Source organism: Bradyrhizobium sp. SK17 (assembly GCF_002831585.1).
Lineage (GTDB): Bacteria > Pseudomonadota > Alphaproteobacteria > Rhizobiales > Xanthobacteraceae > Bradyrhizobium.
In genome coordinates this window covers 637845-663700 of sequence record NZ_CP025113.1, presented here as the reverse complement: position 1 = coordinate 663700, position 25856 = coordinate 637845, and the positions used below count along the sequence as shown (strand labels likewise).

Annotated in this window: 33 protein-coding genes; 20 read left to right on the top strand and 13 right to left on the bottom strand. The window is 64.6% G+C overall.

Features of this window, described 5'->3' with window-relative positions:
- The first annotated feature begins 13 nt into the window (after positions 1-13).
- The gene (locus tag CWS35_RS03135; protein WP_100950716.1) at positions 14-424 is read left to right on the top strand and encodes a hypothetical protein; all 411 of its coding nucleotides are present in this window, start codon (positions 14-16) and stop codon (positions 422-424) included.
- Here the strand turns inward: CWS35_RS03135 and CWS35_RS03130 are convergent.
- Positions 421-1422: a YafY family protein gene (locus CWS35_RS03130; RefSeq protein WP_100955976.1), complete on the bottom strand. Its 1002-nt coding sequence runs from the start codon at positions 1420-1422 to the stop codon at positions 421-423. The two genes, CWS35_RS03135 and CWS35_RS03130, sit on opposite strands and share 4 nt — an antisense overlap.
- Positions 1423-1506: 84 nt before the next feature.
- On the opposite strand from CWS35_RS03130, the gene CWS35_RS03125 reads away from it, so the two are divergent.
- Both CWS35_RS03125 and CWS35_RS03120 read left to right on the top strand, forming a co-directional pair.
- On the top strand, positions 1507-2151 hold the full coding sequence (locus tag CWS35_RS03125) for a glutathione S-transferase family protein (protein ID WP_100950714.1): 645 nt from the start codon (positions 1507-1509) through the stop codon (positions 2149-2151).
- A 14-nt stretch (positions 2152-2165) separates the two neighbouring features.
- Entirely contained in the window at positions 2166-2600 is a 435-nt protein-coding gene (locus tag CWS35_RS03120) for a DUF6157 family protein (RefSeq protein WP_100950712.1), read from the top strand.
- Positions 2601-2733: 133 nt separating this feature from the next.
- Here CWS35_RS03120 and CWS35_RS03115 read toward each other — a convergent pair whose 3' ends face one another.
- Positions 2734-3519 carry an enoyl-CoA hydratase/isomerase family protein gene (locus CWS35_RS03115; protein ID WP_100955974.1) on the bottom strand — a complete coding sequence of 262 codons (786 nt, stop codon included), beginning with the start codon at positions 3517-3519 and terminating at the stop codon, positions 2734-2736.
- Between the two features lie 11 nt (positions 3520-3530).
- A complete protein-coding gene (locus tag CWS35_RS03110; protein ID WP_100950710.1) occupies positions 3531-4643 on the bottom strand; it encodes a cyclic nucleotide-gated ion channel in 1113 nt (370 codons plus the stop codon).
- Positions 4644-4955: 312 nt separating this feature from the next.
- Here CWS35_RS03110 and CWS35_RS03105 point away from each other — a divergent pair, with 312 nt between their 5' ends.
- A complete protein-coding gene (locus tag CWS35_RS03105) occupies positions 4956-5624 on the top strand; it encodes a Crp/Fnr family transcriptional regulator (protein ID WP_024581688.1) in 669 nt (222 codons plus the stop codon).
- Positions 5625-5631: 7 nt separating this feature from the next.
- Positions 5632-6531, top strand: coding sequence for a DUF6537 domain-containing protein (locus tag CWS35_RS03100; RefSeq protein ID WP_371682832.1), 900 nt, complete (start codon positions 5632-5634; stop codon positions 6529-6531).
- A gap of 45 nt (positions 6532-6576) precedes the next feature.
- Here CWS35_RS03100 and CWS35_RS03095 read toward each other — a convergent pair whose 3' ends face one another.
- From CWS35_RS03095 to CWS35_RS03085, 3 genes are all read right to left on the bottom strand, one after another.
- Positions 6577-6795, bottom strand: a complete 219-nt coding sequence (locus CWS35_RS03095; protein ID WP_100950706.1) for a hypothetical protein — start codon at positions 6793-6795, stop codon at positions 6577-6579.
- A gap of 72 nt (positions 6796-6867) precedes the next feature.
- Positions 6868-7083, bottom strand: coding sequence for a hypothetical protein (locus tag CWS35_RS03090; protein ID WP_024581691.1), 216 nt, complete (start codon positions 7081-7083; stop codon positions 6868-6870).
- Between the two features lie 24 nt (positions 7084-7107).
- Positions 7108-7299 (bottom strand): hypothetical protein, encoded by a 192-nt coding sequence (locus CWS35_RS03085; RefSeq protein ID WP_029879187.1) that lies wholly within the window; start codon positions 7297-7299, stop codon positions 7108-7110.
- A gap of 248 nt (positions 7300-7547) precedes the next feature.
- Here CWS35_RS03085 and CWS35_RS03080 point away from each other — a divergent pair, with 248 nt between their 5' ends.
- From CWS35_RS03080 to CWS35_RS03065, 4 genes are all read left to right on the top strand, one after another.
- Positions 7548-7754, top strand: coding sequence for a hypothetical protein (locus CWS35_RS03080; RefSeq protein WP_024581693.1), 207 nt, complete (start codon positions 7548-7550; stop codon positions 7752-7754).
- Positions 7755-7845: 91 nt separating this feature from the next.
- On the top strand, positions 7846-8208 hold the full coding sequence (locus tag CWS35_RS03075; RefSeq protein WP_100950704.1) for a PRC-barrel domain-containing protein: 363 nt from the start codon (positions 7846-7848) through the stop codon (positions 8206-8208).
- Positions 8209-8402: 194 nt separating this feature from the next.
- Entirely contained in the window at positions 8403-9164 is a 762-nt protein-coding gene (locus CWS35_RS03070; protein WP_024581695.1) for a Crp/Fnr family transcriptional regulator, read from the top strand.
- A gap of 165 nt (positions 9165-9329) precedes the next feature.
- Positions 9330-9581: a hypothetical protein gene (locus tag CWS35_RS03065; protein WP_024581696.1), complete on the top strand. Its 252-nt coding sequence runs from the start codon at positions 9330-9332 to the stop codon at positions 9579-9581.
- Positions 9582-9904: 323 nt separating this feature from the next.
- Here CWS35_RS03065 and CWS35_RS03060 read toward each other — a convergent pair whose 3' ends face one another.
- The gene (locus CWS35_RS03060) at positions 9905-10294 is read right to left on the bottom strand and encodes a PRC-barrel domain-containing protein (protein WP_024581697.1); all 390 of its coding nucleotides are present in this window, start codon (positions 10292-10294) and stop codon (positions 9905-9907) included.
- 168 nt (positions 10295-10462) lie between these two features.
- The gene (locus CWS35_RS03055; RefSeq protein WP_210202757.1) at positions 10463-11863 is read right to left on the bottom strand and encodes a TAXI family TRAP transporter solute-binding subunit; all 1401 of its coding nucleotides are present in this window, start codon (positions 11861-11863) and stop codon (positions 10463-10465) included.
- A gap of 404 nt (positions 11864-12267) precedes the next feature.
- Between CWS35_RS03055 and CWS35_RS03050 the strand changes: the two genes are divergently transcribed.
- Positions 12268-12621 (top strand): DUF3307 domain-containing protein, encoded by a 354-nt coding sequence (locus tag CWS35_RS03050; protein ID WP_080891015.1) that lies wholly within the window; start codon positions 12268-12270, stop codon positions 12619-12621.
- Between the two features lie 169 nt (positions 12622-12790).
- The gene (locus tag CWS35_RS03045) at positions 12791-13192 is read left to right on the top strand and encodes a hypothetical protein (protein ID WP_100950700.1); all 402 of its coding nucleotides are present in this window, start codon (positions 12791-12793) and stop codon (positions 13190-13192) included.
- Between the two features lie 7 nt (positions 13193-13199).
- Here CWS35_RS03045 and CWS35_RS03040 read toward each other — a convergent pair whose 3' ends face one another.
- Together CWS35_RS03040 and CWS35_RS03035 are read right to left on the bottom strand one after the other, a co-directional pair.
- Complete coding sequence (locus CWS35_RS03040) at positions 13200-13535, bottom strand: YkgJ family cysteine cluster protein (protein WP_024581701.1); 336 nt, start codon at positions 13533-13535, stop codon at positions 13200-13202.
- The gene (locus tag CWS35_RS03035) at positions 13535-14233 is read right to left on the bottom strand and encodes a YafY family protein (RefSeq protein WP_024581702.1); all 699 of its coding nucleotides are present in this window, start codon (positions 14231-14233) and stop codon (positions 13535-13537) included. The genes CWS35_RS03040 and CWS35_RS03035 overlap by 1 nt, the downstream gene beginning before the upstream one ends.
- Positions 14234-14391: 158 nt before the next feature.
- Here CWS35_RS03035 and CWS35_RS03030 point away from each other — a divergent pair, with 158 nt between their 5' ends.
- Together CWS35_RS03030 and CWS35_RS03025 are read left to right on the top strand one after the other, a co-directional pair.
- Positions 14392-14625 (top strand): hypothetical protein, encoded by a 234-nt coding sequence (locus tag CWS35_RS03030; RefSeq protein WP_100950698.1) that lies wholly within the window; start codon positions 14392-14394, stop codon positions 14623-14625.
- A gap of 64 nt (positions 14626-14689) precedes the next feature.
- Positions 14690-15421, top strand: a complete 732-nt coding sequence (locus CWS35_RS03025; RefSeq protein WP_100950696.1) for a glutathione S-transferase family protein — start codon at positions 14690-14692, stop codon at positions 15419-15421.
- Here CWS35_RS03025 and CWS35_RS03020 read toward each other — a convergent pair.
- Positions 15418-16053 carry a pyridoxamine 5'-phosphate oxidase family protein gene (locus CWS35_RS03020; protein ID WP_100950694.1) on the bottom strand — a complete coding sequence of 212 codons (636 nt, stop codon included), beginning with the start codon at positions 16051-16053 and terminating at the stop codon, positions 15418-15420. The two genes, CWS35_RS03025 and CWS35_RS03020, sit on opposite strands and share 4 nt — an antisense overlap.
- A gap of 118 nt (positions 16054-16171) precedes the next feature.
- On the opposite strand from CWS35_RS03020, the gene CWS35_RS03015 reads away from it, so the two are divergent.
- Positions 16172-17065 (top strand): LysR family transcriptional regulator, encoded by an 894-nt coding sequence (locus CWS35_RS03015; RefSeq protein ID WP_100950692.1) that lies wholly within the window; start codon positions 16172-16174, stop codon positions 17063-17065.
- Here the strand turns inward: CWS35_RS03015 and CWS35_RS03010 are convergent.
- Together CWS35_RS03010 and pobA are read right to left on the bottom strand one after the other, a co-directional pair.
- Positions 17058-17537: a PaaI family thioesterase gene (locus CWS35_RS03010; RefSeq protein WP_100950690.1), complete on the bottom strand. Its 480-nt coding sequence runs from the start codon at positions 17535-17537 to the stop codon at positions 17058-17060. The two genes, CWS35_RS03015 and CWS35_RS03010, sit on opposite strands and share 8 nt — an antisense overlap.
- 280 nt (positions 17538-17817) lie before the next feature.
- Positions 17818-18987, bottom strand: a complete 1170-nt coding sequence (gene pobA / locus CWS35_RS03005; protein ID WP_100950688.1) for a 4-hydroxybenzoate 3-monooxygenase — start codon at positions 18985-18987, stop codon at positions 17818-17820.
- Positions 18988-19258: 271 nt separating this feature from the next.
- Between pobA and CWS35_RS03000 the strand changes: the two genes are divergently transcribed.
- The 6 genes from CWS35_RS03000 (at position 19259) to CWS35_RS02975 (ending at position 25842) form a co-directional block, all read left to right on the top strand.
- Positions 19259-20293 (top strand): TRAP transporter substrate-binding protein, encoded by a 1035-nt coding sequence (locus CWS35_RS03000; protein WP_024581709.1) that lies wholly within the window; start codon positions 19259-19261, stop codon positions 20291-20293.
- A gap of 189 nt (positions 20294-20482) precedes the next feature.
- Positions 20483-20992, top strand: coding sequence for a TRAP transporter small permease (locus tag CWS35_RS02995; protein WP_024581710.1), 510 nt, complete (start codon positions 20483-20485; stop codon positions 20990-20992).
- 32 nt (positions 20993-21024) lie between these two features.
- Positions 21025-22329: a TRAP transporter large permease gene (locus CWS35_RS02990; protein ID WP_100955972.1), complete on the top strand. Its 1305-nt coding sequence runs from the start codon at positions 21025-21027 to the stop codon at positions 22327-22329.
- Between the two features lie 66 nt (positions 22330-22395).
- Positions 22396-22857: a DUF3237 domain-containing protein gene (locus CWS35_RS02985; RefSeq protein WP_024581712.1), complete on the top strand. Its 462-nt coding sequence runs from the start codon at positions 22396-22398 to the stop codon at positions 22855-22857.
- Positions 22858-23167: 310 nt separating this feature from the next.
- Entirely contained in the window at positions 23168-23962 is a 795-nt protein-coding gene (locus tag CWS35_RS02980; protein WP_100950686.1) for a crotonase/enoyl-CoA hydratase family protein, read from the top strand.
- A complete protein-coding gene (locus CWS35_RS02975) occupies positions 23959-25842 on the top strand; it encodes a feruloyl-CoA synthase (protein ID WP_100950684.1) in 1884 nt (627 codons plus the stop codon). Before CWS35_RS02980 ends, CWS35_RS02975 begins: the two co-directional genes overlap by 4 nt.
- Positions 25843-25856 lie beyond the last annotated feature (14 nt).

Sequence of the window (25856 nt, the reverse complement as noted above, 5' to 3'; positions counted from 1 at the left end):
CTCAAGAAGAACAATGGCGAACAGCGCCGCTCTGACGCCGGCAGAGATCAGCTGGCAGCTGCACCGTCTGCCTGCGCTCGAGCGCGATGCGTTCGTCGCCGCGCATTGTCTGGGACAGGGTGTCGCCTGGAAGACCCGCTTCTTCGATGCGATCGACTGGGGCGCGGGGTCGGTGCTGCAATTCAGTTTCCTGCAGCGCGGATGGCACCGCCATTCGCGGCTCGACAATCCGATCTATGCCTATATCGACATCGAGCAGCATCCGGAAACGCGCGGTCTGCGCCGCGGCCGGCGGATTGATCTTCAGGGGGCGATCAAGGGCGTCGACTTCGTCACCGGAATTACGCTGACGCTCGACAAGTTCGAGATCCTGCCGGTCAATTTCCTCGACCGCTTTGTCATCAGCTCCGACAGCCGCTACTAGCCCTTACGTCCCGCCACGCGGCGCGGCGGCGCATCGGCATAGCGCGCGGCCATCGCGCCGGTCAGTTCGGCCATCTTCTCGCGCAGCCCGTCGGGTGCGATCACCTCGACCTCGGCGCCGAGCCGCAGCAGTTCGCTTGCCGCATGCCATACCGTCTTGCCGACCGGGATGGTGGCGGCGCGCCAGCCGTCGGCATCGGTGCCATCGGCAAGCCGGATCCGGGCTTTCACGTAAGGATGCGCCAGCGCATCGAACAACTTCAGCCCGAGCGGCGACAGCCGCACCGTGGCCTGGTTCGGATGCAGCTCGGCCTCGAGCCGCTCGATCGACGTGTGCCAGTAGGCGGCGAGGTCGAAATCCGCCGGCCGCGCGAACGGCATCTCCAGGACTATGCAATCCAGCACGCGCGCGACGCGATAGGTGCGCACGGTGTCGTCGACCAAGCCTGCAACGTACCAGCTGCCGCCCTTCAGCACGAGGCCGAGTGGCGCGAGGCGCCGCCGTCTCTCGGACTTCCAGCTCTGGTAGCGAATCTCGATCAGGTTCTCGCGCAGCACCGCGCCGGCGATGGCGCGCAGATGCGTCGGCTCCTCGGTCTCGCCGAACCAGCCGGGCGCGTCGAGATGGAAGCGCTGCTGCATGCCCCGCGCATTGGGGCGCAGATTCTCCGGCAGCGCCGCCATCAGCTTGGTCTGCGCCGCCGCCATCGCCGCGTCGAGGCCGAGCGCGGCGGCAGGTCCGGGCAGGCCGGCCATGAACAGCGCCTCGGCCTCGCCCTGCGACAACCCGTTGAGCCGGACGCGATAGCCGTCGAGCAGGCGGTAGCCGCCCTCGGCGCCGCGATCGGCATAGACAGGGACGCCGGCGGCGGCGAGCGCATCGATGTCGCGATAGATGGTGCGCACCGAGACCTCGCAGGCTTCCGCCAGTTCAGGCGCGGTGACCTGCCCCTTGGCCTGCAGGGTGGTGAGGATGGAAAACAGCCGGCTCGCGCGCATGGCGAAAATCATACCTGACACAGGATGTCAGGTATAGGCGGGCATAAGGAGTTCACGCCCCCGATGGCGCAAGGAGATCCGCCCATGACCACTACCGACGGTGTCACGCTGTTTTACTCGCCGCAGACCCGCGCCACCGGCGCCCGCGTGCTGCTGGAGGAGCTCGGCGCGCCCTACGATCTGCACGTCCTCAACATGAAGGCGGGCGAGCAGCGCAACGACGCCTATCTCGCCGTCAATCCGCTGGGCAAGGTGCCGGCGATCCGCCATGGCGATGCGCTGGTGACCGAGCAGGTCGCGATCTTCATCTATCTCGCCGATCTGTTTCCGCAAGCAGGCCTGACGCCGGCGCTGCACGACCCGCGCCGCGGCCCCTATCTGCGCTGGATCGCCTATTACGGCTCGTCGTTCGAGCCGGCGGTGATCGACCATTTCATGAAGCGCACGCCGGCGCCGACCACGCAGTCGCCCTATGCCGATTACGATACCATGCTGGGTGCGTTGGAATCGCAGCTCGCGAAGGGACCGTACCTGCTCGGCGAACAGATCACGGCAGCCGACATCCTCTGGGGCATGGCGTTCAACTGGACCATGATGTTCGGCATCGTGCCGAAACGGGACGTCTTCGTCCGCTATGCCGAACGCATCGCCGCGCGGCCGGCGTTCCAGCTGATATCGAAGGCTGACGACGAGATGGCGGCGCAGCATGCTGTGGCCGCCGGAATGTGATACGGATCGTGGCGATGGCGAAAGTCCAGCACAGCACCAATTGCTTCAACACGCTGATCCGCGTCGCGGAGGATTGCCCGGCGCAGCACGGCGAGGAGCCGCAGCTGCGCGGCGGCCAGCCGACGGTCGCCGTGCTGCAATACCGGATGCTGTCCGGCGCGCCCTATAGACACACCTCCGACGACGTGGTGTTCGCGACGTCGTCGGCCGGCCGCGCGCTTGATCCAAAGGCCACGAAGAAGGAACGCAAAGCGGCACGCGAGACCTTCTTCTCGCGCGGCCAGGCCTGCATGCGCGCCTCGCCGCTCGGCAAGCGTTTCGGTTGGGGCGTGCATGCCGACGCCGATGGCCGCATCGCGATCTACGCCGTCGACAGCAAGCGCTACCAGGCGCTCGCCGGCGATCCCGAGGTCGCGCAGACACGCGCGATGCGGAGCAAGCGAGGCTGAGGCGTTCTTCTCATCCTCCGCTGGAGGGCGAGCCTCGAAAGGTGCATGGCCACCAGCCGAGCTATCGACCCTTCGAGACCCGCGCAAGAGCGCGCTCCTCGGGGTGACGGTGCTGATAGTATGGGAGGCCGAACTAAAACCTCGGCGCCCTTTTCTCGGCAAACGCCTTGATGCCTTCCTTGATCTCGTCGCCGCGCATGCTGTCGCGGTGGCGCTGGTCGGCGGCGGCTTCGTCGAGCGCGCCGCGGGCGAATTCGTTGACGGCGCGTTTCATGCCGGCCATCGCCTTCGGCGCGTTGCCGGCCAGGATCGTCGCCAGCCGGTCGACCTCCTCGTCGAGCACATCGAGCGGCACCATCGCGGTGAGGTAACCGATCCGCAGCATTTCCGGCGCCGATATCTTCTGCGCGGTCAGGAACAGCATCTTGGCGTTGTCGACGCCGAGCCGCGTGACATAGCGCTTGATGCCGCTGGTGTAGTAATGCAGCCCGAGCCGCGCCGCCGGCATGAACATTTCAGCGGTATCGACGCCGATGCGGAAGTCGCAGGCGAGCGCGAGGTCGGTGGAGCCGCCATAGACCCCGCCATTGAGCCGGCAGATCGTCGGCACGCTCAAATCCTCGAGACGGTTGACCACGACCTCGAACGCCGAGCCCGCGCTCTGCTGCTCGTTCGCGCTCGCGGCGCGCTCGGCCACCGAGTTGAGGTCGTAGCCCGCCGAGAAGGCGCGGCCGGTCCCGGTCAGCACCAGCACGCGGATCGCGGGATCGGCCTCGATCCGGTCGAACAGCGTGACCAGCGCGCCGAGATCCTCGGCCTGCAATCGGTTGAGGTGCTTCGGCCGGTTGAGACGGATCGTGGCGCGCGCGCCCGCGATCTCGAGCACGGGTCCGCTGGCGGTGTCGGCCGCGTCAGCCATCTTGGTCTCCATCATTGATTCTCACGTTCGCGCCGCTTCGCCTCGGCGTCGATGGTCTCGGCGAGATCGGGGTGCCTTGCCATCAACAGGCGGAAATCGACCAGGTCAAGCACCAACAGCCGCGTCACCTTGCTGGTCGAGACGCTGGCGCCGCGCTTGGCGTTGCCGAGCAGCGCCATCTCGCCGAAGAACGCACCTTCGCCGAGCTTGACCTTGCGCCCGGGCAGGTCGACCTCGACCTCGCCGGCGGCGACGAAATACATGCAGTCGCCATTGGTGTCCTTGCGGATGATCATGGTGCGTGGCGGCAGGTCCATGGTCCGCAGCACCTGGGTGACGTCGGCGATCGCGGCCGGGCCGAGATGCGCGAAGAATGGCACCTTGCTGACGGTCTCCCAGGTTTTCAGAAAATTGTCGCGGCGGGTTTCCGCGGCAAAGCCGGTCGCCAGGATACCGGTCCACAGCCCGAACACGCCGAGCCCGGAGATCATCACCATGGCGGCGACGATGCGGCCAAGCGGGGTGATCGGCACCACGTCGCCATAGCCGGTCGTGGTCAGCGTCACCACCGCCCACCACAGCGCCGCCGGCACGCTGCCGAAGGTTTGCGGCTGCACGTCCCGCTCCAGGAAATACTCCGCGACCGAGGCCAGGAACACCACCATCAGGAAGATCACGAGCACGCTGAGCAGCGGCCCGGACTCCACCACCAGCACGCGTCGGAGCTGTCGCAGGCCGGGAATGCCCGGCACCACCTTGAGCACCCAGAGCACGCCGAGCAGCCACGCGGTTTTCGGCTCGACGCCGGCGAGCAGCGCCAGCGGCACCGCCAGCGCACCGATCGCATCGACCACGCCGGCGCTGGACAGCTGGTAGAACCACAGTTTGCCCTGCTGGCGCATATGGCGCAGCCGCACCAGCCATTCGAATACGAAATAGGCCAGGCAGGCCCACAGCAGCGCATCGACCCAGTTCGGGGCCGCGTCATAGGCCGGCGCCACCGTCAGCAGCGTCATCATGGCGACGCCGGCCGCGACCGCGACATAGGCCGCCGTGGTCATGTTGCGGCCGGCAGTGGCGGAGACGAAGCGCGTCAAAGCCGGGAAGACGAGCCGCTTGGACATCGGAACGAGGTTTGCCTGTCGATCAACTGCCAGGGTTGAGGCCTTGCCAAAGCCTGTGCCACAACGTGCCCGTCCCGGATGAGGCCGTCAACGCGCAGGCAGCGGGGGAATCAGCAGGATGGGACCGCCCGTCCATTGGACGAATGGCGCGGCCATCCTGCCCCGATTTTGCCTTCGCGGATGTGAGAAATCGGACAAATCGTCGCGTTTTCCCCGTATATCAGGGATGCTGGCCGCCCGATGCGACCTTGGCCGGAATGAAGCGACTAATAAGACGATCTTATTCACTTCTTGAGCATTGGCTGGTTTCCGATGGATACCTCACATCTCGCGCAGCACGCCGGCGCCGCCGGCAGTCTCTTCGCATCGATCTTCGTGGTCGCCACGCTGTCGATGCGGACCATGATCCCGTTGCGCGTCTTTGCCATCCTGACCAACATCATCCTGATCGCGACCGCGATCCCGACCCACAATTACGCGACGCTGATCCTGCATTCCGTGCTGCTGCCGATGAACACCTACCGCCTGCATCAGATGTTGCAGCTGGTCCGCAACGTGAAGAAGTCGGTCAGCAGCGACCTGTCGATGGACTGGCTGCGGCCGTTCACGACCGAGCGCAAATGCGCCGCCGGCGAAGTGCTGTTCTACAAGGACGAGAAGGCCGACAGCATGTTCTACATCACGAGCGGCCGCTTCCGCCTGGTCGAGTCGGGCATCGAGCTGCCGGTCGGCGCCATCGTCGGCGAATTCGGCATGCTGTCGCCGTCGAACACGCGAACCCAGACGCTGGAATGCGTCGAGGCCGGCATGGTGCTGTCGGTGACCTACGATCAGGTCGAGCAGCTCTATGTCCAGAACCCGGCGTTCGGCTTCTACTTCCTGCGGCTGGCCTCCGCGCGCCTGTTCCAGAACATCTCGACGCTCGAGCAGCGCCTCGCGCAGCACACCACACCCCAGGTCGCGGAGCCAAAACCTGCATGAGCCCGCCGTGACGAGTCCTGGAGGCGCTGCCGTGCCGGACGACGACAGCCTGCTGGCTTCGCTCCGCTACCTCTTTGCCGACATCATCGGCGATGAGGACGAGGGCCCGCCGGTGCTGCCCGAGGCCTGTCCGGACCATCTCGGGCCGGCGGTCACCGATGCCATCCATCTCCTGATCGCCTATCAGAGCACGAGCTACGCCCAGCTTTATATCGACCGGCTCGAGCGCTTCGTCGGTCGTCGCGGCGTCGACGATGCGCTGCTCGGCGAGATCGCGCGGCTGATGGCCGAACGGATGGCCTATGAGGACGCGATCCGCATCGCGCAGCTCAAGCTCGGCGCGGTCAATGCGGCCGGCGGCCTTGCGGCGCGCTCCGCCGACGACGTCAAGAAGCTGCGGCTCGACGAATTGATCGATGCCCTGCCGGCGGTGGTCGCCGACCCGGTGCTCGGCGTGCTCGATCAGTTCGGCTGGCGCCGCCGCCGCGTCTCGATCCGCTTCAGCGCCAACAACCGCTTCAGCGTTCGCCGGCTCAGGATCGAGGCTGGCCTGAAGCGCTGGCGGCTGTTCTCGGTGCGCTATGCCAAGGAGCGCATCTGGGTCGAGCGCTGGCTACACATGATCGACCGCAGCCTCACCAAGCAGCCCGGCGCCACTGCTGCGATCGTGCAGACCGCGACCATGATCCGCGGCTACGGCGACCCCTATCGCCAGGGCCTTGCGGACTGGCATGCGATCATCGACGGGCTCGCCAAGCCGACCTTCGACGGCGCGCTGGCGCTCTCCGATCTCGCCGGCGCCATTGCGGAGGCCCGCGCCGCCATCATGCCCGATCCGCGACAGGCCGCGCTGAAGCGCAAGATCGCGGAGATTCGCGCACGGGCGCTGGCGTCCGTCGCGCAATGACGCGATTTCAAGATTGGTGAAGGGTCAGAAGCAAACCCTGCTGCGCTACCGCTCGATATGCGGCGGCTCGTCGTAGCCGCGGCGGCTGGAATAGAACAGCAGGCCGATCAGGCCGACGCCGACCGCGGCGAGCAGCACTGCTCCGATCGTGAACACGATGACGGCGTAAGTGGGTGCCGGCGCGTCGACGGTCAGTCCCTCATACGCGTAGGTCCCGACGGCAAGCAGGAGGGCCAGCAGGCCGATGCTGATCGCAATACGCATCCGTGTTTGCCTCCGCTGAAGGCCAAGAGCAAACGGCAGCGATGCGGATTGCGGCAATGCAGGTGGCGCTGGTTATCCCGCCGCGGAGACGACCTTGGCCAACGCCTGCTGTCCAGCTTCGGTCAGTTCCGGCAGCGTCGTCCGCCCACTTCTGGCGCACTTGATGATGTATTTGGCAACGTATTTGCGGGTCGCATGTTCCTCGCCATGAAGCGCATCGGCACAAACGCGATCGAGCGCGAAGTTCATCGCGGCGAGCGTACGTGAATCAAATCGTTCCTCGATCATCGCAGCTCTCCTTGTGGCTCGCGGCTATTTGCGGAGCGTCAGCCATTCGCTGACTTCCATCACCGTCTCGGTCTGTCTGGCCTTCTTCATCAGCGTCTCGCGTTCCCGTCCCGGCGGCAGCTTGCGTGCGGCAATGCGCGCATCCTCGGCGAATTTTTGCAGGCGGTCCTCGAACGATCCGGGAGGCCGCGACCTGTTGCGTTTCTTCTTGATCATGTCGCCTCCGCATTGGAACCAGCAATCATTGGCACGCTCGCCGGGGGGCGTCGTTAACCCATGACATCGGGTTGATCTGAAATTGTCGCAGGAACGATCTGCCGCGCCGCGCGTAAAACCCTGCGTCCGCAGCCTTGCTCCCCGAAGGCGGTGGACCACTCCGGTGACGGGCCTCGGCGAATTTCATCGCCGGGGCCCGCATGACTTTCGGGAAAATCGGCCGGGATACCGGCGAGGGAGAGATAGCAATGGCGCATTCCAACCAGGGCATCGTGAAGGACGACAAGGGTCAGGAGCAGCCGGCCGACAAGGAGCGCGCGCAGGCCGCTCACAAGACCGATCCGCGCCATTCGAAGACACCCGAAGCGACGCGTGATCCGAAATTGAACGACGCGAGCAAGACGCCGGGCTCGGGCATGACGGCGGATGATCGTGGCGATGCCCCGACGGGTTGAACGGTGTTTCGCAGCGCAGGAGCTGCGGCAACGCGGCAGGAACGATGCTCCGGCTCGTCCGTTGGCCACGGGACACCAATGGAGATTCGATATGGCGATGGACGAGAAGGAGCTCGGAAACCTGATCGGCAGCGACAAGGTCGAGGGCACCGCGGTCTACGGATCCGACGAACGCAAAATCGGCTCGATCGAACGCGTGATGATCGACAAGACGAGCGGGCGGGTGTCCTATGCCGTGCTCGGCTTCGGCGGCATTCTCGGTCTCGGTAACGATCATTATCCGCTGCCTTGGCAATCCCTGAAATACGACACGAGGCTCGGCGGCTACGTCACCGGCGTGACCGAGAGCCAGCTGCGTGGCGCGCCAAAGTACGGCAGCGAGCGCGAGTGGAATTGGGCCGATATCGGCACCACCCGCGCGGTGAACGACTACTACGGTGTGCCGCTGGTTTGAGTAGCCGCGCTGGAAGTGCCGCGTTTCGGTGGCACCTCGGGCCAACATTCGTACGGCGCTTGGGGGACGCTACCGTCGCGTTCCTCCGGCGTCTGTACACTTGTGAACACACGGCAATAGCTGTGCAATGTAACATACGTTATTGAAAATGCCCCGGCGGTTACCCGATTAAACACGCGGGGAGACCAATGTCGTTGGCGTCGCTAGTCCGGAAATTGGAGCAGTTCGTACGGCTATCGCCGGCAGACCACGCCATTCTCAACCGTGCGTCGACCGAGCGCGTCCGTCATTTCGGCCCGCGCGTCGATATCGTCCGCGAAGGTGAGAAGCCCAAGGACGTCCATCTGATCCTGTCCGGTTGGGCCTATCGCTACAAGCAGCTCGAGGACGGCCGGCGTCAGGTGGTGTCGTTCTTCCTGCCCGGCGATATCTGCGATGTGAACGTCTTCATCCTGCGCGAAATGGATCATTCGATCGGCACCCTCACCGCGGTGTCGATCGCCGACCTCTCGCGCGAGTTCTTCGACAAGGTCGCGGCCGGGCATCCCCGGATCGTCACCGCGTTCTGGTGGGAGACGCTGGTCAATGCAGCGATTCAGCGTGAATGGACGATGAGCCTCGGCCAGCGCACCGCGCTTGAGCGGATGGCTCATCTGCTTTGCGAGATCTGGCTTCGACTTCGCCTCGCCGGCCTGACCCAGGGCGACAGCTGCGACTTCCCGCTGACCCAGGGCGATCTCGCCGATGCCACCGGCCTGTCCAAGGTCCACGTCAACCGGACCTTGCAGGAGTTGCGTGCCGGTGGCCTGATCGTGCTCAAGGGCAGGACCCTGGCCGTCCCCAATCTCGACCGGCTGATGCGCGCCGGCCTGTTCAATCCGAATTACCTGCATATGGATCACGAGGGACGGCAGCTCGACGCCGTCGGGACGCCATCCGACGCTTCGCTCGCTTAGAGCGCTTTCGAGCGAAGTGGATACCGGTTGGCGTGAAGAAAACGCGTCAAGACAAGGACCTGGAGCCCCCGTTCCGATTCCAACGGAACGGGAAAGGCTCTAGGAACGGCTTCCTTGCTCGTTTCGTTATTCAGCATTGTCGCCGATAACGGCCGAGGCGCGGGCATGGCACGCTTCTACTTCGACATCAGGGACGGCACCGGGCTCTATCCGGATGAAGAGGGGTTGGAGCTGGCCGATCAAAAGGCCGCCGAAAAAGAAGCAGCGCGCAGCCTCGGCGAACTGGCCAGGGATTTGGCGACCCTCGAAGAGCGGCACGATTTCGCGATCCATGATTTCGCAATCGAGGTGCGGACCGAAGCGGGGCCGGTGTTCAAGGTCGTCTTCATTTTCGAGACGGATCATCCAACGCAATGAGGCCAGCGCCGCTCGGCACCGGTGAGCCGAAATGCCGGGGGCGTGATTCTGGCGCGGATTGTCACGCCGATCGGCCAACCAGCGACCCAAGGCGCCGGAGGTTTTACGGCACCAAGGGTCGCCACTCCCGATGTGCTTGGGGGCTATGATCGGGAGGCCTGAGTCGACTCCCATTGTTTCGCTTCGTTCCAAACGGCGTTCTGATTTCTGCTCTCATATCCGAGCCAACCGCTCCCGTTTCCGGGGCCGCGACCGCGCCGGACCCAAAATGAAGCGGGGCCGATCGATACGGCCCCGCTCTGTTGGATACGTGACCGGCTTCGTTACTTGCCTTCCGGTACCCAGGTCGTGCTTGCCTTGTCGTACTTGAAGCCTGGCGCCGACTTCAGGCCGTCCTTGGTCTCGTTCAAGGTGAGCCACCACTTGTTGTCCTTCTTCGCCGTCTTCACGGCGGTGAAGGGAACGATGACATCCTTCTCGCCAGCGCCGAGAAAGCCGCCGACGCCGATCACCAGGCCATTGACCTTGCCGGACTTGTCGACCAGCACATCGTCGATGTCGCCGATCTTGTTCTGCTGCGGATCATAGACCGACTGCTTGTAGTAGTTGGTAACGGTCCAGCTTTCGGCAGGTGCGGCCGACATCGTCTCCGCGGCATGCACCGCCGTCATCATCCCGGCCGCGATGGCACATCCTGCAATCAGCTTCTTCATGGTCTCTCCTCCATTTGAGGCAGTTGTAACATCTCGCCGATGGAGAAGTTCCTCGCCGCGTGGAGCACGACAGGAGCGAGTTTGCACATGTCTGCTCGTCGGCACCGCCTCGGGAATACTGGATCACCCGCATGCGCGGGTGACGACGCCGAACGAATGACTTGGGTCTCAGCCGTTCGCGCTCTTCACCACCGCGAGATTATCGTCCGGGGCCGCCGGGTGGCGCTTGAGATGGTCGCGGCGCAGCGCGATCTCGTCGCGCACCAGCTCGTAGCCGAGCTTGAATGTGTCGAGCCCGTCGCCGGAGACGGTGCCGTCGCGCAGGCCGATCACCGCGCCGCGCAGGATCGCCTCGAGCTCGTCCTGCAATTCGTCGAGATGATCGGCGCAGGTGGTGTGCTCGACGCGTTCGCCGATGTCGAGGATCCGCGCCGCCAGCTCGCTGGCCTTCTCCGGCGCGATGCGGGTGATCTTGGTGTAGATCCCGGCGAAGATCGAGCCGATGATGCTGAGCGCGGCGGCGCCGAGATACATCACGTCGCTGTAGCGGTCCATGAACGATTTGGTGTCGTCGTTGATGTATTCGGCGGCGCCCTGATGGGCGACGATGAAGGCGTCCTTGTCGGTCGGCGCCGGCTCGATCCTGGAGGCGAAGCCGTCGTTGAGCGCGAGCTCGGACTTGTTCTCGTAGACCAGGCGGGCGAGCTCGGCCGCCGTCGTGGTGGACATCGAGGACTGCGCGACCAGCAGCCATTCCAGCCCGATGGTGTCGACGTCGTCGTCGGGAATAACAGGCGAGGCCGACAGCATGCCGGTCGCGACGGTCTCCTCCGAGATCGCCGGGTATTTGCGCGCAAGCGCCTTGGCCGAGTCGATCGCGTTCAGCGTGAAGCCGCCGGTGCGCTTGGCATATTGCTCGTAGGTCTTGTCCTTGACGATCTTCGAGGCATGCTCGATCGCGACCACCGCGGCAAAGCCGGAGGCGAACAATTTGTCGAACGGCGTGTTCGGCGGTGCCTGCTGCACTCGCTGCGCCGCATCCGGGCTGTCGGATATCTCGAGCGCGCTGCGGACGAAATTGACGCTGTTCTCGCCGTCGCCGACCACCGCGATCTTCTTCTTCCTGAGCTCGGGCAGCGACTTGATCTTCTTGCCGCCGGGGCTGAGCACCAGCACCACGTCATGCTCCAGGATCGCGATGGCGCGGGCGCGCGGCGGCACCTTGGCGTCAGTGCGCAGGATCGCAAGCGAAGCGTCGCGGCGGTCGAACTGCGCCAGCGCCTTGGCATTGTCCGGGTTCGGCGAAATCTTGAGCCGCAGCCGCGACGAGTTGGCCTTCAGCACGGTGGCGAGGCGGGCCGCGAATTTCGCCTCCGGGCCCTTGGCGTCGCCGACCGCGAACACCAGCGTTTCGGAATTGCGCAGCCAGACCCGGCCGCCAGCCACGGTAATCGCGCTCAGCAGCAGCGTCAGCAGGGTGAAGATGATGATCTGTGCGCGGTTGCTCTTGGCGACCGGGGGACGCGGCCGCGGCAGCATCGACGAAGGTGAGAGGGCTTCGGCACTCATGGCTGATTACCCGTCCGGGACTTCGCCGCAACCGGATCGGCGCCGCCCGGCGAAACCGTAAATCACTATAAAAGAAAGAAAATTTCCTATGTGGCCGACGATATACCTCCCCGGGTTGAATGCAAACCGGCGGGCCTGCCGTAACCTTAACTTCGATCGATCCGTGCCGCGGTGCCGCATGACCATCGCCACTATCGACGCCAGAACCGGGATGTGATTTTCGAGGGAGCCGCAGGTGCATTCCGCCGCCGGAGATGTCATAAATGAGACACGCTTCGTTTTGCGGAATTGTGCTGACGGCCTGACCCGGATTTCTTGCAATCACATTCATCGAAGTAAAGGGCGTCAGCTTGTTGTTTCCTGCCATGTCATCGTCGGTGTCGGTTGGTGCCCTGGTGGGATGGATGTTGCTTCTCACGGCCAAGCACATCATTGCCGACTTCATGCTGCAGAACGCCTGGATGGCGATCGGCAAGGACCAGAAGACCGGCTGGGCGATGCCGTTGCTCGCGCATTGCCTGATCCACCTCGCGGTCGCGCTGGCGCTGATCCTGGTGGTGGCGCCGCGGTTCTGGTATGTCGCGTTCGTCGACTTCGTGATCCACATCATCGTCGATCGCTGCAAAGGCATCTGCGCGTCGCATTTCGGCGTCACCCTGGAATCCGGCCATCCCTGGTTCTGGACCCTGATCGGGGTCGACCAGGCGCTGCACCACCTCACCGGCTTCGCGCTGTCGATCTACATGGCCGCGAACTGAGCGGCCGGCCTACGCCGCTTCCCGCATTGCGAACAGCCGACCATCCGCCCGCGGCGGGCGGATGTGATTCGCGTGCAACGGGCAAGGGGCTTCGGAAGCGACCGGAGGCCGTGGTTAACCTTTCATTAGAGAATTGCGCGGCATCTTCCCGATTGAGGGGGATTTGCAAATGTTTTCAAGCCGCGACGCTTTCGAGAACGATGCCTGCCCAGTTGCGGACGACCTGCTCGGCCAGATGTACCGCGCCAATCCGAACGGGCTTTCGCTGCTGGTTGCCAACGTCGCGCCCGATGTCCGGGCGATGCTGGCGCTGTTCTGCTACCGGCGCAGCCATCTGCACACGCTCGCGGTGGCGATCGCGTCGAGTTGCAGCGAGTGGGAGCTGGTCAATTCCGGCGGCCGTGTCGGGTCGACGCTCTATGCGCTGTCGCGTGAGCCGGTCCGTGCCGCTGCCGTTTCGCATGGCGCCCGCAAGCCGATCACGCTGTCGACCAAGCCGCTGTCGACCTTCGCGCCCGTTGTCGATGACGAACTCGACGACGAGGACGTGAGCGACAGGGTCACGGCGTAACGTCCAGTCAGATTGGCTGCGCGCTCGCGATGAGCGGCAGCCCGTGCCGGCGCCGCGCCATCGCGCATTCCGCGTCGCCCGGCTGGCAGGTCCGGCACACCTCCGGCCGCACCGCATAGATTTCGCAGCGCGTCGCTTCCCCGATCCGGCCCGACAGCGCCGAGCAGCGGTCGCCCTCGCAACGCATGCCCGACTGTCGCGCATTGACGAATTGCGGTGGGATCAGGTCGAGCTCGGCGTCGTCCTCGATGGTGAAGCGCGGCCAGTTCTCCGAATAGCTACAGCAGGCGCCGCAGGACTGGCAGGGGCTTGTCTCCGCTGCTTCGATTTCGCTGTCGGCCATCAGGTGTCCCTCGGCGCTTCCCACACCAGGCTGCGCCGCCAGCGCGCCCTGAGCAGGTCGCGCCGCTCCGGATATTTCTCGTCGTGATAGACAGCCGTCACCACGCGGTCGGTGCGGAAGCTCCGGAAATCCTTGCGCAGCTCACACCAGGCGGCGAGCAGCCGTACCGCTTCGTGATAGCCGACCGCGATCGGCCAGACCGTTCGTTCAGAGTCGCGGCCGTGCTCGTCGCGATAGCTCAGCGTGATCTTCTTGCCTTCATGGATCTGGCTGCGGGTCCTGACCATGTCGATGCGGTCGGGCTCCCGGTTCCAGGCGGAGCGGGCCCGGCTCGCCGGCTCCAGCACGAACGGCCGCAGCCGGTCCGGCACGGTCTCGGCGATCTTGGCCATCAAATCCTCGGCCGCGCGCGCTAGAGCCGGATCGGCGTGGCCGACCACCCATTGCGCGCCGAGCACGCAGGCCTCGATCTCGTCGGGTGTCAGCATCAAAGGCGGCAGGTCGAACCCCTTCTCGAGGATGTAGCCCATGCCAGCCTCGCCGCGGATCGGCACCCGCTGCTCGATCAGGCTCGCGATGTCGCGATAGATGGTCCGCTTCGATGTCTCGAGCTCGGCTGCGATCGCGTCCGCAGTCAAGGGCTTACGGGTGCGGCGGAGCACCTGGATGATCTGAAACAGCCGGTCGGCGCGTCTCATGGCAGTTCTCTTTGGTCGCTCTCTTGCATCTGTCTTGACGGTTCTCGCAGCGTCGCAACGCGTCGGCTTTTCGCGCGCCCTGTCACTGCTGCTGACAGCATGTTGGCAGCAGGTGGGGGCTATATCAGGACAACACCTCAAGTGAAGGGAATTTGTCCATGACGAATCTTGATGAACTCGGTTTCCGGCAGGCGCGCAGCTTTGCGCTGGAACAATTGGTCACGGTCTACTCCACCTCCGGCGATCTGCGCTGGGCCCTGGTGGCGCTGGTCGCCCAGTCGATCGGCACGGTCTGGTCCTACGGGCGGTCGCGGCTGGTCAAGCGGGCTCGCGAGGCGGTTCGCCGCCTCGCACCCGCAGGCCCGCTCGACAGTGAATGCCACTACTGCTGACACCATGCTGGCAGCAGGGGGCGGCTAGCCTCAATTTACGACCACAGGCGATCGGGAGCTTCATATGATTACGCTTTTTGGCTTTGGCACGGGCTTCGGTCTGCCGGAAATCAGCCCCTTCGTGACCAAGACCGAGGTCCAGCTCAAGATGGCCGGGCTTGCCTACACCAAGGAAAAGGCGATGCCGCCGGCCTCACCCAAGGGCCAGCTGCCGTTCATCGCCGACGACGGCGAGACGATCGCCGACTCGACATTCATCCGCGCCCATATCGAGGGCAAATACGGCTTCGACTTCGACGCGCCGCTCAGCTTGCAGGCGCGCGCCCAGGCCTGGGCCTTCGAGCGCATGATCGAGCATCACATCTATTGGGCGCTGGTCGGCGCGCGCTGGGTCGACGACACCAATTTCGCCAAGGGGCCGGCGCATTTCTTCGACGGCGCGCCCGACCACATGCGCGACAAGATGCGCGAGGACGCCCAGTTCCGGGTTGCCGAGAACTATCTCTTGAGCGGGCTCGGCCGTCACGGTCCCGACGAGGATGTCGATGTCGCCATGCGTTCGCTGTTCGCGCTGTCGGTGCAACTCGGTGACAAGCCCTATCTGATGGGCAATGCGCCGTGCGGGACTGACGCCACGGCATTCGGCGCGCTGGCGGGAATCTTGACGCCGTTCTTCGATTCGCCGCTGCGCGAGCGCACCGAGAAGTTCGACAATCTCACCGCCTATGTCGGCCGGATGATGCAGCAATATTATCCCGAATTCGCCTGGGAGCCGTTGCAGCAGCAGGCGGCTTAAGCCGGCGCAACAGGTGCGGGCTGGCCCTTCAATGCGGCCAGCTCCGCCTCCAGCTCGGCGATGCGCTGATCGCGCGAGCTGAGCGCGGTGGCGACATCAGCGGCATCGAACTTCTGCGGGATGTGTTGCGGGCAGTTGGTGTCCCAGGCCATGACCTTGAACAGGATCACCTGCTCGGGCCGCGCGCGATAGCCTTGCGGCATCAGCGCCCGCATCAGGGCCGGGTCGTCCTCCACCACGCGCGCCTCGCCCCAGATCTTCACCCGCTGCCGATACGCATAGTTCATCATGAAGATATAGGCCTTCGGGTTCTCCGAGAGATTGCCCTGGGAGATGAACTGCCGGTTGCCGCTGTAATCGGCGAACGCGATGGTGTGCTTGTCGAGCACCTTGACGAACCCCTTCGGTCCGCCACGATGCTGGATGTAGGGCTGTCCCTCCGCAGAGGCGGTCGCGAGATAGAAGCTGTTGGTGTTGGCGAGGAAGGCCGCGAGGTTCTCGTCGACCTCGGTCTGCCAGCCGCCATGGGCCTCGACTTCGGCATAGGTTGCGCGCGAACCCTTGCGGGTCTGGATTTCCTTCACCGCAGGGGTGAACCCGACATCGCTCGAATAGCTGCGAACCTCTGACATCTGAGCCTCCCGCCACCGGCGACAAAGGGGCCGTCCTCACACCGCAACATGGGTATTTCCGGTTCGCAGGCAATCTTGTGAATTGACACTTCACTGTTGCCGAATATGCAATAGTGCCATGGACCGGATCGACGCCATGCAGGCCTTTGTCGCGGTGGCCGACCTGCAAGGGTTCGCCCCCGCCGCCCGCAAGCTCGGCCTGTCGCCATCGGGCATCACCCGGCTGATCGCGGCGCTGGAGGAGCGGCTCGGGGCGCGGCTGTTGCAGCGGACCACCCGGCAGGTGACGCTGACCGATGCCGGCGCGCGCTATCTGGAGCGGGCGCGGCGGATCCTCGCCGATGTCGAGGAGGCCGAGGACGCGGTGGAGAGCGAGCGCACCCGTCCCGAGGGCCGGCTGGCGATCTCGGCGCCGTTCGGTTTCGGACGGCTGCATGTCAGCCCGGTCGTCTCCGCCTATCTCAAGCGCTATCCCGATGTCGGTGTCGACCTGCGGCTATCGGATCGCCGCATCAACCTCGTCGAGGACGGCGTCGACCTCGCGGTCAGGCTCGGGCACCTGCCGGATTCGACCCTGGTGGCGCGGCATGTCGGCCAGATGCGCCGCATCGTGGTGGCGTCGCATGGCTATCTCAAGCGCCGCGGCGAGCCGAAGCGGCCGGCCGACTTGGCCTCCCACGACACCATCCAGTTTGGCGCCATGACCGCGACCCCGGACTGGCGCTTCATGGAAGACGGCCAGGAGATCCGCATCACCCCGACGCCCCGTTTCACCAGCAACAGTTCGGATGCTGCCATCCAGTATGCCGAGCAGGACGGCGGATTGACCCGGGTGATGGCCTATCAGGCGGCCGAATCGCTGAAAGCGAAGCGGCTCCGAATCGTGCTCGCCGCGTTCGAGCAGCCGCCGGTGCCGATCCATGTGGTCTATCCGACGTCCCGGCTGTTGTCGGCGAAGGTGCGGACCTTCATCGATCTCGTCACCGAGATCACCGACTGGCATTTCAGCTAGCTCGGCTCGAAGGCGCTTGGCTCACCGGCGCCTTCTTCGGCACCACGCGGAACGTGCCGCTGGCGCGCGCGATCGTCACGCCGTCGGCCTTGATCAGGCTCTGTGCGAAGCAGATCGTGCTGCCGGTCTTGATCACATCGCTCTCGATCGAAAGCCATTGCCCGACATTGGCGGTGCCGACGAAATCGACCGTGAGCGAGATCGTCACATATGAGGTGGTCCAGCCGGTCGCCTGGCCGCAGCTATAGCCCATTGCGTTGTCGGAGAGTGCCGCGATCAACCCGCCATGGATCAGGCCGCGGCCGTTGGTGTGCGGCCGCGCCAGCCGCAGGCCGATGATGACGGAGCGCTCGGTCTTCCTCTGGTAAAGCGGCTCCCATGGCTCGGTGAGCGGGCTCTTGCGGAACAGCGGCTCGAAGCCTTCTGGGACGTCTTGGGGAATGTCGGGCGCGATGTGAGTATCGGTGGTCATCTGAAGCTCGCGTGTAGCGTTTGCGTTGGCGCCATTGAACGCGATGTCGACGACGGTTTCACCGCCTACAAAGTTTTAAACGGGATTTGCGTGGGCGTTTGAACGCGGCAAGGCTGTTGTCGCATCTCCCGCTGTCATCGCCCGGCTTTTGACCGGGCGATCCAGTATTCCAGAGAGCGCGGCAGGAATCGAGAACACGCGGCGCACTGGATACCCCGCATGCGCGGGGTATGGCGGCTGGGGCGCAACGGCGAGGTTGCTCGACGAGAGAGACAGCGACCTAGAACGGCAGCCCCACATAATTCTCCGACAGCGAGGTCGAGGCCGCCTTCGAGCTGACGAGGTAGTCGAGCTCGGCGATCTGGATGCGCGCGGCGAATTCGCCCTCGTCGGGGAATCTGTGCAGCATCGAGGTCATCCACCAGGAGAAGCGCACCGCCTTCCAGACCCGCGCCAGCGCCTTGGCGGAATAGCCGTCGAGCCCCGCGGATGACTTCTCGTCGTAGTACTCGCGCAGGGCCTGCGACAAATAATGCACGTCGCTGGCCGCCAGGTTGAGGCCCTTGGCACCGGTGGGCGGCACGATGTGCGAGGCGTCGCCGGCCAGGAACATCCGGCCGAAGCGCATCGGTTCGGCGACGAAGCTGCGCAGCGGCGCGATGCTCTTCTCGATCGAGGGGCCGGTGACGATCTCGTCGGCGGCCTTCTGGTCGAGGCGGCGCTTCAATTCATCCCAGAACCGCTCGTCCGACCACTGATCGACATGATCGTCGAGCGGGCACTGCACGTAATAGCGGCTGCGATGGGTCGAGCGCATCGTGCACAGCGCAAAGCCGCGTTCGTGGTTGTTGTAGATCAATTCCGGCGAGACCGGCGGCGTCTCCGAGAGGATGCCGAGCCAGCCGAACGGGTACACCCGCTCGTAGCTGGTGATCGCCGAGGCCGGCACGCTGGCCCGGCTGATGCCGTGGAAACCGTCGCAGCCGGCGATGAAATCGCAGGTGATCTCGTGGCTGGTGCCGTCCCTGACATAGGTGACGCGCGGATGATCGGTGTCGAAATCGTGCGGCTTGACGTCGGCGGCGGAGTAGACCGTGGTCAGGCCGGCTGCCTTGCGGGCATTCATCAGGTCGAGCGTGACCTCGGTCTGGCCGTAGATGGTCACGGTCTTGCCGGTCGCCGCGTGCATGTCGATGCGGTGCCGCGCGCCGCCAAAGGCCAGCTCGACGCCGTGATGGACCAGGCCCTCCTGGTGCAGCCGGGTGGCGGCGCCGACGCTCTCGAGCAGCGACACCGTGCCCTCCTCGAGCAGGCCGGCGCGAATCCGCCCCAGCACGTATTCCGGGGTCTGCCGTTCGAGAATGACGTTGTCTACGCCGAAAGTATGAAGTAGTTGCCCAAGCAACAGTCCGGCCGGACCTGCGCCTATGATTGCTACTTTTGTCCGCAATACCTGCTCCTCCCGATCGGATAGGCTTGAGCCGGGCGCCCGCGCCGGGCGGTCACCGTCAACTTGCCATGGCAACTATATCATATAACAGGTTTGGCAAGATCGATCTGCCGCGGGAGATGGCTTCGCCGCAGCGCAAGATGGCGGTGGACCCGGGTGCGACCAGGCGTCCGCCTCGCATATTCCGTCTTGAATATGCGGGCAAAATAGATAACATGTTAAGTAACGAGACCGGGCACGAAGCCCGCCGTCATGGAGAGGAGGAGGCGTGATGAGGAAAACAGTGCTGGCGCTGCTGATGGCAGCCGCCGTCATACCGGCCGCGGGTCCCGCCATTGGACCTGCGCTGGCGCAGGACAAGACCGTCAATCTCAAGGTGTCGCTGTGGGTGCCGCCGGCGCATCCGCTGGTGCCGGCGACGCAGGCCTGGGCCGCCGATATCGAGAAGGCATCGGGCGGCACCATCAAGGTCACCGTGTTTCCGTCCGAACAGCTCGGCAAGGCATTCGACCACTACGACATGGCGCGCGACGGCATTGCCGACGTCACCTACGTCAATCCGGGCTATCAGCCCGGCCGTTTCCCGATCGCGGCCGCCGGCCAGCTGCCGTTCGTGTTCTCGGACGGCAAGAAGGGCACGTTGGCGCTGAACGAGTGGTATCACAAATATGCGCCGACCGAGATGAAGGACACCAAGCTCTGCTTCGCCTTCATCCATGATCCGGGCGCGCTGCACGGCAAGAAGAAGATCGTGCTGCCGAGCGATCTCAGCGGGGTCAAGGTGCGCCCGGCGCAGAGCACGATCGGCGAGATGGTGAAGATGTTCGGCGGCACCAATGTGCAGGCCTCCGCGCCGGAATCGCGCGACGCGATCGAGCGCGGCGTGGCCGACGAGATCACCTTCCCATGGGGCTCGATCTTCCTGTTCGGCATCGACAAGGTGGTGAAGTACCACATGGACGTGCCGCTCTACACGACGGTGTTCACCTACAACATGAACCTCGCCAAATACAATTCGATGTCGGATGCCCAGAAGAAGGTGATCGACGATCACTGCTCGCCGGAATGGGCCTCCAAGGTCACCGATCCCTGGACCGACTTCGAAGCCAACGGCCGCACCAAGATGAAGGCGCTGCCGGGCCATGAGGTCTATCCGCTGACGCCGGAGCAGCTCGCCGAATGGAAGAAGGCGGTCAAGCCGCTGCACGACAGTTGGGCCGAGGCGGTGAAGAAGGCCGGCGGCGATGCCGAGAAGATCGACGCCGATCTACAGGCCACGCTGAAGAAGTACGGGGCGGGGCTCTAGGCGAACTGCCGAGGCAAATGCGGTCGTCATGCCCTGGCTTGACCCGGGCATCCACGCCTTACTGCTCAACGGAACGAAGACGTGGATGGCCGGGACGAGCCCGGCCATGACGTGGGGGTAGGATCTCGAGCCATGGCTGCAACCACCGAAATCTCCCAAGACGGTGCGATCACCGGTCCGCCCGAGCCGGTGCGCAAGAATGTGATGGACCGCTTCATCGATTCGATCGAATGGGTGGCGGCGTTCTTCGTCGGCGTCGTCGCGCTCAACACCTTCGTTGCGGTGTTCATGCGCAAATTCTTCGCGGTGACGATCCCGGACTACTACAATTTCGGCCAGTTCCTGCTCGGCATCCTGATCTTCTGGGGCATCGCGGCGACCAGCTATCGCGGCACCCACATCACGGTCGATCTGGTCTGGGCCAACGCCTCGCCGCGCTACCAGCGCTGGATCGACATCTTCGCCACCCTGGTGCTGCTGTTCGTGGTGAGCGTGCAGACCTACACGCTGGTCGACAAGGTGATCGACACCAGGAGCAGCCACATCGTCACCATGGATCTCGGCGTGCCGGTCTGGCCGTTCTTCCTGGTGTCGTGGATCGGCGACGTCTCCGCCGTGCTGCTGATCGCGATCCGCACCTACCGCCTGATCTTCCATCCGGAGGATATCCACGATGCCAAGATCAAGACCGCGGAGTAGACGGCCATGAGTCTGAAACCATGAGTCTTGATCTGAGTCCCGAGGCCGTCGCCGTCATCGGCTTCGTCTGCCTGTTCGCGCTGATGCTGTTGCGTGTGCCTGTCGGTATGGCAATGGGCCTCGTCGGCATCACAGGCTTCGGCTATCTCACCGGCTTCGCGCCGGCGCTGAAACTGGTCGGCCAGACCACGATGCGCACGGTGACGGATTATTCGTTCGGCGTGATCCCGATGTTCCTGCTGATGGGCGCCTTCGTCTCCGTCTCCGGCATCAGCCGCGAGCTGTTCCGGGCCGCCAATACCTTCGTCGGCCATTGGAAGGGCGGGCTCGGCATCGCGACCATCGCGGCCTGCGGCGGGTTCGCCGCGATCTCGGGCTCGTCGGTCGCAACGGCTGCGACCTTCTCGGCGGTGGCCTATCCCGAGATGCGCCGCTTCGGCTACCCGCAGTCGTTCTCGACCGGCGTGATCGCGGTCGGCGGCACGCTCGGCGCGATGCTGCCGCCGTCCACGGTGCTGGCGGTCTATGGCATCATCACCCAGCAGGACATCGGCAAGCTGTTCATCGCCGGCGTGATCCCCGGACTGCTCGCGATCCTGATGCACATGATCACGATCGGCATCATCGGTGTCACCCGGCCCGGTTTCCTGCCGGCGGGAAAGAAGGCGTCGTGGCATGAGCGTCTTGTCGCGATGCGCGACGTCTGGTCGCCGCTGCTGCTGTTCCTGTTCGTGATCGGCGGCCTCTATGGCGGCTTCTTCGTGCCGACCGAAGCCGGCGCGGTCGGTGCGGTCGGCGCGTTCATCATCGGAATCCTCAGGGGCAAGCTGACCAGGGACGGCATCCTGCAATCGCTGTTGCAGGCGACCCGCACCGCCGCGGCGGTCTTCACCGTGCTGATCGGTGCGCTCTGCTTCGGCTATTTCCTCACCATCACCCAGACGCCGCAGAACGTGACCGAGTTCCTCACCGGTCTCGGGATCGGACCCTATGGCGTGCTGGCGCTGATCCTCCTGATGTATCTGGTGCTCGGCTGCCTGATGGACGCGATGGCGATGGTGATCCTCACCGTGCCGATCGTGTTCCCGGTGGTCACCGCGCTCGGCTTCGATCCGATCTGGTTCGGCATCATCATCGTCATGACGGTCGAGCTCGGCCTGATCCATCCGCCGGTCGGCATGAACGTGTTCGTGATCAAGAGCGTGATCAAGGACGTCAACATGTCGACGATTTTCGTCGGCGTGCTGCCTTTCGTGATCACCGACCTGATCCGGCTGGTGATCCTGATCCTGTTCCCGCTGCTCGCGACCTGGCTGCCGCAGCGCATGATAGGCTAGGCATGATCCCGGAAAAGTGGGGTCCGGTTTTCCGAAAGGGATCATGCCTCAATAGATAGGTTCCCTATGAATCCCGAACTCCAGACCAGATACGTCTTCACCATCACCGCCCGGATCGCCGAGGTGACATCCGCCGGCGATATCGGCACCGGCGTCCGCCGCATCATTCCGATCATCGGCGGCGAGGTGAAAGGCGAGGGGATCAACGGCAAGGTGTTGCCGTTCGGCGCCGACTTCCAGATCATCCGGCCCAACGAGCTGATCGACCTGGAAGCAAAATATGCTTTCGAAACCGACGACGGCGCGGTGGTCTATGTCGAGAACAAGGGCATCCGCTTCGGTCCGGTCGAGCTGCTCGAGAAGCTCAAGCGTGGCGAGCCGGTCGACCCCAAGCTGATCTATTTCCGCACCGTGCCGAAATTCGAGACCGGCGCCGAGAAGTACCGCTGGCTGATGGAGCACATCTTCATCGGCTCCGCCGCCCGCCACGCCGACCGCGTCGTGATCGACGTGCATCAGGTGTTGTGAGGCTTCAGGCAGGGCGCATCGCGCCCACACGAGATGAAGAGCAAGCTCGGACGGTTCACGGCGCAAAAATGCGGGGGCATCGGTCACCGTCGGTGCAACACATCCCGCGTCGTCCTGGCGAAAGCCAGGACCCATTACCCCGAATCTCGATTGTGCGCGACGCTGGGGCCACGATTCCGTTCATCATCAAATACGGTGGTTATGGGTCCTGGCTTTCGCCAGGACGACAATCGTGTGGGAAGGCCCCCGCCTTGACTCCTGCCATGATAGTTATAAAACATAACTATTCTGAACAGGAAACAATAACGCCATGGGAAACGCTGCCGACACGGGCGACGCCTCGCTGCTCAGGATCGAGACGCAGGGGGCGGTGCTGACGGTCGGGCTCAATCGGCCCGCCAAGCGCAATGCGCTGAATGACGGCATCATCCTGGCGCTGCGGGATTGCTTTGCGGCGATCCCTGAGGACGTCGGCGCGGTCGTCATCCACGGCGTCGGCGATCATTTCTCGTCCGGCCTCGATCTTTCCGAACTCACCGAACGCGATGCTACCGAGGGCCTGGTGCATTCCCAGATGTGGCACCGGGTGTTCGACCGCATCCAGTATTGCCGGGTGCCCGTGATCGCCGCGCTGAAGGGCGCGGTGATCGGCGGCGGGCTGGAGCTGGCCTGCGCGGCGCATATCCGGGTCGCCGAGCCGTCCGCCTATTTCGCGCTGCCCGAGGGCCAGCGCGGCATCTTCGTCGGCGGCGGCGGATCGGTGCGGTTGCCGCGCCTGATCGGCGTGCCGCGGATGGCCGACATGATGCTGACCGGCCGGGTCTATTCGGCGACCGAGGGCGCCGCCTACGGCTTCTCGCAATATCTCACCGAGGCCGATGGTGCGCTGCCCAAGGCCCTCGATCTCGCCGAGCGCGTCGCCGCCAACGCGCCGCTGACCAATTTCGCCGTGTTGCAGGCACTGCCGATGATCGCGGAAGCCAATCCACAGACCGGCCTCTTGATGGAATCGCTGATGGCCACGGTGGCGCAGAGCGACAAGGAAGCCAAGAAGCGGATCCGCGCTTTCCTGGATCGCAAGACCGCCAAGGTGAAGCCAACATGACCGCCAAGGCTGACACATCGCCGTCTGCATCCACCGCGGCTACGCACCCGCTACGCCCGATCTCGTTCGGCAATCCCGCCGTCACCGTCGAGCGCCGCGACGACGGCACGATCTATCTTCGCCCGAAACTCAAGCTCGCCGATTTTCCGGTTCGCCTGACCGACCGCCTGCATCACTGGGCGGCGGTTGAGCCGAACCGCGTGTTCATGGCCGAGCGCGCGGCCGGTGGCGGCTGGCGGCAGATCACCTACGCGCAATTGTATGACGCCACGCGCCGGATCGCTTCGTCATTGCTTGCGCGCGGGCTGTCCGCCGAGCGGCCGATCGTGATCCTGTCGGGCAATTCGATCGATCACGCACTGATCGCGCTCGGTGCGTTGTATGCCGGAATTCCGTTCTGCCCGGTGTCGCCGGCCTATTCGCTGGTATCGCGCGACTACGGCAAGCTCGGCTACGTCATCAAGCTTCTGACACCCGGCCTGGTCTTCGTCGACGATGCCGACAAGTTCGCCGACGCGTTGCGCGCCAATGTCGGGGCCGACGTCGAGATCGCGGCAAGCCGCGGGGCGGTGCCCAGCCGCACGGTGACGGCGCTCGCCGATCTGATGGCAACGCCCGAGGATCCGCGCCTCGACGCGATCCATGCCGCCGTCGGTCCGGACACGATCGCGAAATTCCTGCTCACGTCGGGCTCGACCGGCAATCCCAAGGCCGTCATCAACACCCAGCGCATGATCTGCGCCAACCAGGTCATGCTGCGCGAGACGCTGGCGTTCCTCAAGGACGAGCCGCCCGTGATCGTCGACTGGCTGCCGTGGAATCATACCTTCGGCGGCAATCACAATGTCGGGCTGACGCTCTACAATGGCGGCTCGATGTATCTCGATGACGGCAAGCCGGTGCCCGGCGGCATCGAGGAGACGGTGCGAAACCTGCGCGAGATCTCGCCGACGGTCTATTTCAACGTGCCGAAGGGCTATGAATCGCTGCTGCCCTACCTGCGCGACGACGAGGCCTTGAGGGAGAAATTCTTCCACCGGCTGCATGCGATGTTCTTTTCGGGCGCGGCGCTGTCGCCGTTCGTCTGGAACAGCCTCGATGCGCTCGCGGTGCAGGAGAAGGGCTATCGCGTACCGATGCTCACCGGGCTCGGCGCCACAGAGACCTCGCCGTTCTTCATGTCGGTGCGCCCCGATACCAGCCGCTCCGGCCATGTCGGCCTGCCGGTGTCAGGCAATGACGCGAAGCTGGTGCCCAACAACGGCAAGCTCGAGGTCCGCGCCAAGGGGCCGAACGTGACGCCGGGCTACTGGCGGCAGCCCGAGCTGACCGCGAAAGCCTTCGACGAGGAGGGGTTCTACAAGTTCGGCGATGCGCTGAAGCCCGCCGATCCCGCCAATCTCGATGCCGGGTTCGATTTCGACGGCCGCATCGCCGAGGATTTCAAGCTGGCGAGCGGCACCTGGGTCAGCGTCGGCCCGTTGCGGGCGCGCTTCGTCGGCGCTTGCGCGCCGCTGGTGCGCGACGTCGTGATCGCGGGAATCAACCGCGACGAGCTCGCGGCGATCGTGATCCTCGATCTCGATGGCTGCCGCCTGATCAATCCGGCGCTTGCCGCGAACGACGTCATGGCCGCGGCCAATGATCCGCTGGTGCGCGCCGCCTTCCGTGAACGTTTCGCGCGTGTGCTTGCGAGCGCAACCGGCTCGTCGAACCGGATCGCGCGGGCGATCCTGCTCGACGGCCCGCTGTCGATCGATCGCGGCGAGATCACCGACAAGGGCTCGATCAACCAGCGCGCGGTGCTGGAGCATCGCACTGACATCATCGACGCGCTCTATGCGCCGGTGCCGCCGGCATCGGTGATCACGTCAGTCTAGTTTCGAACAGGAGA